Here is an 8,672-nt window from a genome sequence, read left to right as displayed (position 1 = left end):
TCCATGATATATTTCTTTGAGAAAATTAGCCGTTTTTTATCAAATATAGTGGAAAATCCTCAATGTCAGTCTTTTATTCCATCATATATTTGTACCACCACCCTCTTTTGTTGGTAGTACCAATGATATTACTTTTTTAAATTCCTCTCTTGGTTATAGTAGATGGATAGGAATTCATGTAGTAGGTATAAAAGATATTTATCCAGAAGCTTACCAATTATTAAATTTAGCCTGGTGTCAGGCATATCATATGTATAAACTGGATGTTTATGGCGGAGAGTTAACTAAAGAGGAACTGGAAGAAATAAAGTTAAGATCAAATAATTTTCAAATAAAAAGTTCAGAGGAAGAGTTGGTCCAGAAATACTTATCTCCTTCTAACAAGGAGGAAGGAGAATTTATGACAACTACAGATATACTACAGTATCTTCAAGAACATATTGGCACTACTATTAGATTGAATAGAGTATGGATGGGAAGAGAACTTAATAAGTTAGGATTTAAAAGGGTAGCAAGTACTAATAAGTATGGATATTTTGCAAGAAAAATTTAACGATTTCAATTCCAAGTATATATGGAAATAAAAGTAAAACTAGAAGATCTATCGATACATCATTCCGAAGATATCTACAAGGTTATGCAACTTTTTTTAAAGAGGGAAAAGAAGTTGAATAAAGATAGAGAACACTTTTGGGTTATTGCGTTAAATAGATCTAATTATGTAATTAATATAGAATTATTATCTATAGGTAATACCGTACATACTACCCCTATTAAACCCATGGAAGTATTGAGTATACCTTTGCAAAAACGTGCCTTAGGCGTTATCCTCATCCACAATCATCCATCAGGAGATTTATCCCCCTCAGAACAAGATAAAGATGTTACAGATCTTCTTATTCAAGCATGTAAACTTATGCGTACGCCTGTTCTAGATCATGTTATTATCACGGAACATAGTTACTACAGTTTTAAAGATTCAGGTTTATTGCGTCAATTAGAAGAGAGTAATAAATATGTACTTCCCTATGATTTAGAAAAGAAATACTATGAAGAAATGATGTCAGAGATACGGAAGATTGAGGAAGAGCATAAAAAAACAAATTGATGAGAGTACTAAAAAAGGTGAGCAAACTGGCTTAGAGAAAGGTAAAAAAGAAGAACGTTATACAACCGCATTAAAGATGCTACAGTTAGGCATGAATATAGAGACGATATCAACTATTACTACTCTTTCTAAAGAAGAGATACTTTCTATTGCTAAAGAAAACAGTTCGAATTTAGATTGATATATGGAATTAAAATTAAAACTAAAGAAGCTTCCAATCCATCATGCCTCGGATATTTATAAGATTATGCAACTTGTCTTAAAAAGAGAAAAGAAACTGCATAAAGATAGAGAGCATTGTTGGATTATTGCATTAAATAGTTCTAGTTGCATTATCAACATAGAACTTATATGTATAGGTGACGCTATGGAAACTAATGTTATTAAGCCAATGGAAGTATTGAGTATACCTTTACAAAAACGTGCTACAGGCATTATCATAGTTCATAACCATCCTTCTGGAGATTTACGTCCTTCAAAAGGCGATAAAGATACAACAGATCGTCTTATTCAGGCATGTAAACTTATGGAAACACCTGTATTAGATCATGTTATTATCACAGAATATAGTTTCTATAGCTTTAAGGATTCAGGTTTATTGGATCGTTTAGAGGCGAGTAATAAATATATACTTCCCTATGAACTAGAAGAGCAATATCATGAAGAAATGATGGAAGAGATACAAAAAATAGAAAAAAAACATAAAAAGCAGATTGATGAAAGCCTTAAAAATGGAGAGAGTATTGGTTTGCAGAAAGGAAGACAAAAAGGTGAATATCTTAAGGCAATTGAAATATCTAAGGAAATGCTATCAGAAGGTTTCGACATAGTAAAAATTGCTCGTATCACCGGCTTATCAGAACAGGAAATTAAAAACTTAGGTAAAAATAAAGACTAATTAGAAATTTTATAAAATTACTATAATTCAACACAGTTATTTAAATAAGTGATTGAGTTTTTGATTTAAGAAGTCATTACTAATGATAGAATATTAGTAGAAGTAGATGAGGATAAATATATAACTTTTTATAAAGTTCGCCTAGGCGAACTTCTTTAAATTTTAAGGGAATGATTGACATAGTTGGAGATGGGTTAAGTCTTAAATGTATAGCAATATTGTCTGGAATAAATGAATGTATTCTTAAAGAATATGTTATTTCTAATCATTTCAAAACATTGAAAAGTCATAAAACAAAAGAATCTAAGTTTTCTATAAGTGATAGTAAAAATATTATAAATGGTCTTCAATCAGAAAAAAACTTACAGATTTTAAAGAAGAAATTTTCATTTTATAATTTTAAAGGAGGTGTAGGAAAAACAAGTATTTGTTTTCAATTGTCTTCACATATTGCTTTAATGGGATACACTGTTTTAGTTATAGATGCCGATCCTCAGGCACATATATCTACTTCTTTTGGATTCCTACCAGATAATAGCTATTTGACTTTATATGATTTATTCACAAAAAATGCGTCATTTAATGATATTAAGAAAAATATATTTGAAGGGTTTGATCTTATACCTTCTAATTTGTCTTTAACACGTCTTGAATCTGTTTTCTATAAAGAAAATAATTCATTTAGTAAACTTTCAGAAGTACTTTCATCAATAGAGAAAAACTATGATTTTATTTTTTTGGATACAAATCCAACCATTAGTTTCTTAAATAGAAGTGTAGTATTCTTTTCTGATGTAATCAGTCTTGTATGTGAAACACAGCCATATAGTTTAAATGGTCTGAAAATACTTTTAGAAGATTTAAATAATTTCTATGTTCATGCTAAGATAGAACCTAAAGATATTAACATTATTCCAAACAAATATGAATATAAGGCTGTTAGTTCTGCTGAAGCAATGTCCATACTTAGAAAATTTTATGGAAAGTATATAAAGGAAGATTTCGCTATAAGGAAGAGCGAAGATTTTAATATTTCTGCGAAAATTGGTAAACCTTTAGCTTTTTTTGCAAAAAAAAATTCTATAGCATTAGAAGATATATCAGACCTTATTTATCAAATTTTAAATAAGTATACATATTATAGAAATAACTGATTAATAGAATGGCTAGAAAAATAAAGTATAGAGAAATATCTATGGAATTAGAAAATATAACAAAACCAACATTGGATTCATCTTCTAGGTCTAGTATTGGATTAGATAAATCAGTAGGAGAATTCTATTTTTTAGAAATTGATCAAATAACTCCTTTTAAAAATCAGGCTAGGAAATTTTTTGATATAGAAGAATTATCTAAATTATCTGATTCGATTAAAGAACATGGTATTTGTCAACCTCTTACAGTAACTAAAAATTCTGATGGTAAATATGAAGTTGTTAGTGGAGAAAGAAGGTTGAGAGCTGCGAAACTAGCTGGTCTACATAAGGTTCCTTGCATAATATTAAAAGAAATAAATAACGCTAATGCCATATCATTAATAGAAAATATACATCGAGCAGATCTTACACCTATAGAATTAGGTATAGCATTTAGCAATTTAATAGAAACGTCTGTTTTCGACAATCAAGAACATTTAGCAAAGGCAATATCAGTTTCTAAAAGCAAAATTTCGGAATATATTAAATTTTCTAAGTTACCTGAGTCTATAAAAAATAAATTAAAAGAGAATGATATCACTTCTAGAAAAGAATTAAGGAATATTACAAAAGCATTAAATAAAAATGATATAAATGAAGTAGATTCAATCATATCATCATCTAATAGGAAACGTAAGGTGCAAATTTTACAAGTTTTTTTGTTAGATGATAATATTAATATAGATGATAATGGATTAAACAATATAAATGCTTTATGTAAAAAAAAATTGAAAAATGAATTACAAAAAGTTATTGATAGATTATAGATATTATTGTTTATTCAATACATTTTTGTTTGTTCTATATAAGTTTATTAACTTCATTTTTAGTACTTTTTATAGAGTTATCATTATAAAAGTGAAAATATGTTTTAGACATAACATAGAGTATCTGAATATGTATAAAAAACTTTTGATCCTACTGAATTTTTTAAGCAAAAGGTTAAAGATTCAATCTAGATTTATCATTATACCTACTATATTATGAGTAATGAACATAAGATCCTTCAACCTCATGACATGTACTTCAAAAGTATTTTTGGAAGAACAGATGTTATGCTAGACTTTTTAGAATATAATCTACCAGCAAAAATTTTTCATAAGATCGATAAGTCAACTTTACGTCTGACTAATAAAAGCTTTGTCCATCCAATAGGTACGCGAGGAGAAAGTGATTTAGTATTTCAAGCTAGAATGGATAATCAAGACGGATACATATATTTCGTGACTGAACATCAGTCAAAAATAGATAAATATATGCCACTACGTTTTATGGAATATAACTTAAAACTGTTTAGACAGCATCTACATGAGCATAAAGATTGCGATGAATTACCGTTGGTATTAAATATCTGTGTATACAATGGTAAAGAGGCTTATACAGGAAAAAGGAGTCTATTATCTATGTTTAAAGTACCAGAATTAGCTAAATCTTATACCTTTGGTGAATTTAATCTTGTAGATTTAACACATACATCTGATAATGATTTATCTAAACAGAAAAGAGCAGCCTTAGGCGAGCTGATACTTAAATATGGTAAGGATAAGAATTTTAATAATCTACTCAAGCTAAATGAGTATTTAAAGTCTTTATTATCCCGTCTTGATCTATACGATACACAATATTATGAAAACACATTTTTATATATCTTAGCCATAGAAGAAGACGACGATATCTTGGAAACATTAAAATCTATCAACCCAGAAATTAAAGAATTAGTTATGACAGCAGCAACAAGATTAATACAACAAGGTGAGCAACTTGGTCTAAAAAGAGGTGAACATCTTAAAGCAGTAAAAATAGCGTTAGAAATGCTATCAGAAGGATTTGATATAGTCAAAATATCTCGTATCACTGGTCTTTCAGAGGATGAAATTAGGCTTTTGTCTATAGATAAAAACTGAAAATGAGGTAAAATTAGATAGACAAATAACGGTAGAAGCTAGCTCTTGATATTTTTAATGTTTTACAGATGTCTGCTATACTCATTCCATGATTTTTATGCATTTTTTTAGCCATTAAAACTTTTGGATTATTATTTTCTATTTTTTTACGTCCACCATTTCTACCTCTTGCACGTGCGGCTTCTAGCCCGGCTCTTGTACGTTCTTGAATAAGACGCCGTTCAAATTGTGCTAAAGAAGAGAATATATTGAATATCAATTCTCCAGATGCAGTAGTTGTATCAATTGCACCATCGCAAATAGATTTAAAACTTATCCCTCTTGTTCTTAAGTTTTCGATTAGGGAAACTAAATGTTGCATAGAACGTCCTAGTCTATCAATGCGCCAGACGATTAATGTATCTCCTTCTTTGAGTTCCGATAGACAATCATCTAATCCAGGCCTGTTTGTTTTAGCGCCAGATATTTTGTCTATGAATATTTTGTTTTTTGTGCATCCTTCTTTTTCAAGTGCGTCTAATTGGAGTTGTAGTTCTTGTTCTTCTCTACTTACTCTAGCGTATCCAATTAATCTGGTCATTAAATTTCTCATTTATTTGTTTAAAGTTAACAAAATAAGATTTTGTTATTTAAGATGGTAATATAGCACACTAATTTCTATTTATTTGCTATAGTACTTAATGTTTTATTAAACGGTCGTTTAGTGAAACATACAAAACTGATCACTAAAATAATCAATTAGATATATCATATTGAGATCTTAAAAAACAAAATACCGTAAACTCATTATCTTTGATATATTTGAGAGGAATGGTAAAAACAGTAGGATATGTAAGGGGGCACTACACAAGATCAAGAAGTTCATCTGCAAGTTGAAACACTTAATGATAGCACTGATAATTATTTTGTAGATTCATTTTCACTGAAATGCTTATCGCATAAGGGTACAACCTCAATGAAATACATAAAAAATCATTAAATTCAATTAATGAAATAATCTATATGAGATATATTCAATGATATAACCTAAATACGATAAATACATAAGAATATGTTTATCAGAGCTTATTTGAGAGCTTCAACTCAAGATCAGTTTGCAGATCGAGCCAAAGAACTGCTCGAGCAGTTTGTTCATGAAAGAGGACACAAAATCACTAGCTATTACCGAGAAAATATCAGTGGAATAAAACTGGATAGACCAGAACTGGGGTGGCTACTCATGGACAGTCACCAAAATGATATCTTACTGGTAGAGCAGGTCGACAGGCTGATACGATTGAACAACAGTGACTGGGAAACACTGAAAAAGAAAATTCAACAGAACCAACTGAAAATTGTGAGTCTGGATATACCTACCTCTTGGCAGGCTTTGTCTGGCAAAGAACCAGCACAAAATGATCCAGTAACACGTGCGGTAATTTCCGCAATCAATAATATGCTTATAGACCTGATGGCCGCAATGTCGCATAAGGATTGGATCAGCCGTCGGCAACGGCAAAAACAGGGAATCGAAAGAGCGCACGAACAAGGTAAATATAAGGGAAAACAGGCTGATCATGAGCGACACCAGAAAGTGATGTACTATCGAAATGTTAAAAAACTAAGTATCCACGAAACCGCGCAGGCTACCGGGTACAGCGCTTCTCAGGTATGCCGTATTCAACGATTGTACCAAAAGTAAACCTAAGCTAGGTAGGAAAAAACAGGCTTAACGAATTATTTCGTATATTTTTGTTTCTATTTCAGTTTAATAACCATTTAGAGTCCGTTTCAATAGAAATTTTAAATGATTACATAATAATTCGGACGTATTTGTAATATTTATAGACTAGATTCTGTTACTTATGTCTTTTTAATACTTAAAGGTAATTATTAGTCAGGTATTACATCTGCTTTATAAAAGCTTATTTTTCTATTGCAACGGCCTCATTTAGTAGGTTAGGTATTGTGAAATAGGGTGATTCGTATATTATAATTGAGATCCCCAATAAAAATTGGGGGTTATTATTGATTAATCTGACATTCCGCACTAAAAAAACATAATTTTTTATTTATTTTTATAATTGATTAAGAATTAATTATGTAAAAATGACAGCAACAGATCTTCCTAGTCAAAGTAAAAATTTGTACAGAATACAATCTTTCAGATCGATTAATTAGTAATAATTACGTCTTTTTCTATTGTATAGTAACTTTTTATTTAGTATAATAATGCATGACCTTAATCATTCTTTAAGAAATAAGAGCCTAATTAAGCAAGTATTTACATAAAATGCTGTTTTTGAAGTAAGATTAAATGGTTTTTATCCTGTCAAGCGAGGTTGATGCAGTCAACACGAAAAATAAAAAATCTGAAAATTTTGTGCGAAATGTCGGATTAATTTAATGGAGGTATTCAAAATAAAATGGCAAGGAAAAAAATTAAAGTTTTTAAATAGAATAATAGTATTCTATATTAGTTTATTCCTTCATGCTTGCTCTTTTATAAGGAATGAGCAAAATGTTATTAATTTTATTAGATCAGGTAGCTTAAGGAATAATAATGAAGATGCAAATACTAATCAAAATGAATTATCACGATTATTTCAATTAGAGACTAATAGGGATATAAGGAACTTAAAGAACAACGGTTTTTTAGTTGGACCGCGTTACCAAATTCCAAATCGGAATAATAATGGTTATAATAACTTTATTCTTAGGCATAATAGAGACATAAAAAAGCATATCATGTTCGTGGCTTTTCATACCCTTAGACTTGAACAAGAAGGAATGCCTATTCGTATCATTTTTGACTTTTTTGAAACTCAAAGAAATACACATGAATTGATGTATAGGCCTGAAATGATTAATAGAGGAGAAATAGGAGGGCCAGGAATAAAATTTGTATTTCCTCATCTTATGACTGATATGGATTTACGTCGTGATCGTAATATAGAGACCGTAAGAGGAAGAAGGACACCTAACTTAGTTATGCGTGGTAATATGTTGGTGATTGGTGGAGATGAGAATATTAATCCAGGTGTAAGAAGCAAGGTTGTTGATATACAAGTAGATCATTTACTTAGAACTGATAGATATAAAATTGAAATGCCAGCTGAGTTCCATCATATAAAAACTACATTCTTAGATAAAATGATAAGCCGGTATGAAGGAGAAGTAACAAGGCGACATCAAGCACACTGGGCGGCAAGACTTAGAGCACTAAATCTATAAGAGAGCGAAAATAAAAAAGTAAATAGAAGAATGTATCTCACATTTCGCACCAAATTTACAATTGATTATGAGTAGAATATAACAATTGCGCAAATTTGAATTAATTTTTAATTAAACTGATTTTCAGTATAAAAATTTTTAACCAAAACTCAAAATAAGAAATTATATCATTTTTTCTAAAAATCATCAATCGTATAAAACATTCTAAATCAATAAAAAATAACTACACAAACAGATATTCTCTGGTGCGAAATGTGAGATGTATATAAATAATTATTGGTGGTGGTACAAATATATGATGGGATAAAAGACTGACATTGAGGATTTTCCACTATATTTGATAAAAAACGGCT

Annotated in this window: 10 protein-coding genes; 9 read left to right on the top strand and 1 reads right to left on the bottom strand. The window is 29.9% G+C overall.

The features are described 5' to 3' along the window. Positions 1 to 250: 250 nt before the first annotated feature. From CCPUN_RS03825 to CCPUN_RS03795, 7 genes are all read left to right on the top strand, one after another. The gene (locus CCPUN_RS03825) at positions 251 to 553 is read left to right on the top strand and encodes a DUF3874 domain-containing protein (protein WP_133282259.1); all 303 of its coding nucleotides are present in this window, start codon (positions 251 to 253) and stop codon (positions 551 to 553) included. Between the two features lie 21 nt (positions 554 to 574). Then, positions 575 to 1,108 (top strand): JAB domain-containing protein, encoded by a 534-nt coding sequence (locus CCPUN_RS03820; RefSeq protein WP_133282258.1) that lies wholly within the window; start codon positions 575 to 577, stop codon positions 1,106 to 1,108. Further along, positions 1,080 to 1,289, top strand: a complete 210-nt coding sequence (locus tag CCPUN_RS03815; protein WP_133282257.1) for an RpnC/YadD family protein — start codon at positions 1,080 to 1,082, stop codon at positions 1,287 to 1,289. The genes CCPUN_RS03820 and CCPUN_RS03815 overlap by 29 nt, the downstream gene beginning before the upstream one ends. A 3-nt stretch (positions 1,290 to 1,292) precedes the next feature. Further along, positions 1,293 to 2,006 (top strand): JAB domain-containing protein, encoded by a 714-nt coding sequence (locus CCPUN_RS03810; protein ID WP_133282256.1) that lies wholly within the window; start codon positions 1,293 to 1,295, stop codon positions 2,004 to 2,006. Between the two features lie 170 nt (positions 2,007 to 2,176). Beyond that, positions 2,177 to 3,160: a ParA family protein gene (locus CCPUN_RS03805; protein WP_133282255.1), complete on the top strand. Its 984-nt coding sequence runs from the start codon at positions 2,177 to 2,179 to the stop codon at positions 3,158 to 3,160. Positions 3,161 to 3,168: 8 nt separating this feature from the next. Next, positions 3,169 to 3,969 carry a ParB/RepB/Spo0J family partition protein gene (locus CCPUN_RS03800; protein ID WP_133282254.1) on the top strand — a complete coding sequence of 267 codons (801 nt, stop codon included), beginning with the start codon at positions 3,169 to 3,171 and terminating at the stop codon, positions 3,967 to 3,969. A 216-nt stretch (positions 3,970 to 4,185) separates the two neighbouring features. Next, positions 4,186 to 5,106, top strand: coding sequence for an Rpn family recombination-promoting nuclease/putative transposase (locus CCPUN_RS03795; RefSeq protein WP_133282253.1), 921 nt, complete (start codon positions 4,186 to 4,188; stop codon positions 5,104 to 5,106). A gap of 13 nt (positions 5,107 to 5,119) precedes the next feature. Here the strand turns inward: CCPUN_RS03795 and CCPUN_RS03790 are convergent, their stop codons facing one another. Beyond that, positions 5,120 to 5,686, bottom strand: coding sequence for a recombinase family protein (locus tag CCPUN_RS03790; RefSeq protein ID WP_133282252.1), 567 nt, complete (start codon positions 5,684 to 5,686; stop codon positions 5,120 to 5,122). A 471-nt stretch (positions 5,687 to 6,157) separates the two neighbouring features. On the opposite strand from CCPUN_RS03790, the gene CCPUN_RS03785 reads away from it, so the two are divergent. Together CCPUN_RS03785 and CCPUN_RS03780 are read left to right on the top strand one after the other, a co-directional pair. Next, positions 6,158 to 6,787, top strand: a complete 630-nt coding sequence (locus CCPUN_RS03785) for a recombinase family protein (protein WP_133282251.1) — start codon at positions 6,158 to 6,160, stop codon at positions 6,785 to 6,787. Positions 6,788 to 7,491: 704 nt separating this feature from the next. Then, on the top strand, positions 7,492 to 8,319 hold the full coding sequence (locus CCPUN_RS03780) for a hypothetical protein (protein ID WP_133282250.1): 828 nt from the start codon (positions 7,492 to 7,494) through the stop codon (positions 8,317 to 8,319). Positions 8,320 to 8,672: the final 353 nt, after the last annotated feature.

Origin of the sequence: Cardinium endosymbiont of Culicoides punctatus (assembly GCF_004354815.1) — a bacterium.
Lineage (GTDB): Bacteria > Bacteroidota > Bacteroidia > Cytophagales > Amoebophilaceae > Cardinium.
Note: the sequence above shows the minus strand (reverse complement) of the source record. Positions and strands in the feature narration are given on the sequence as shown.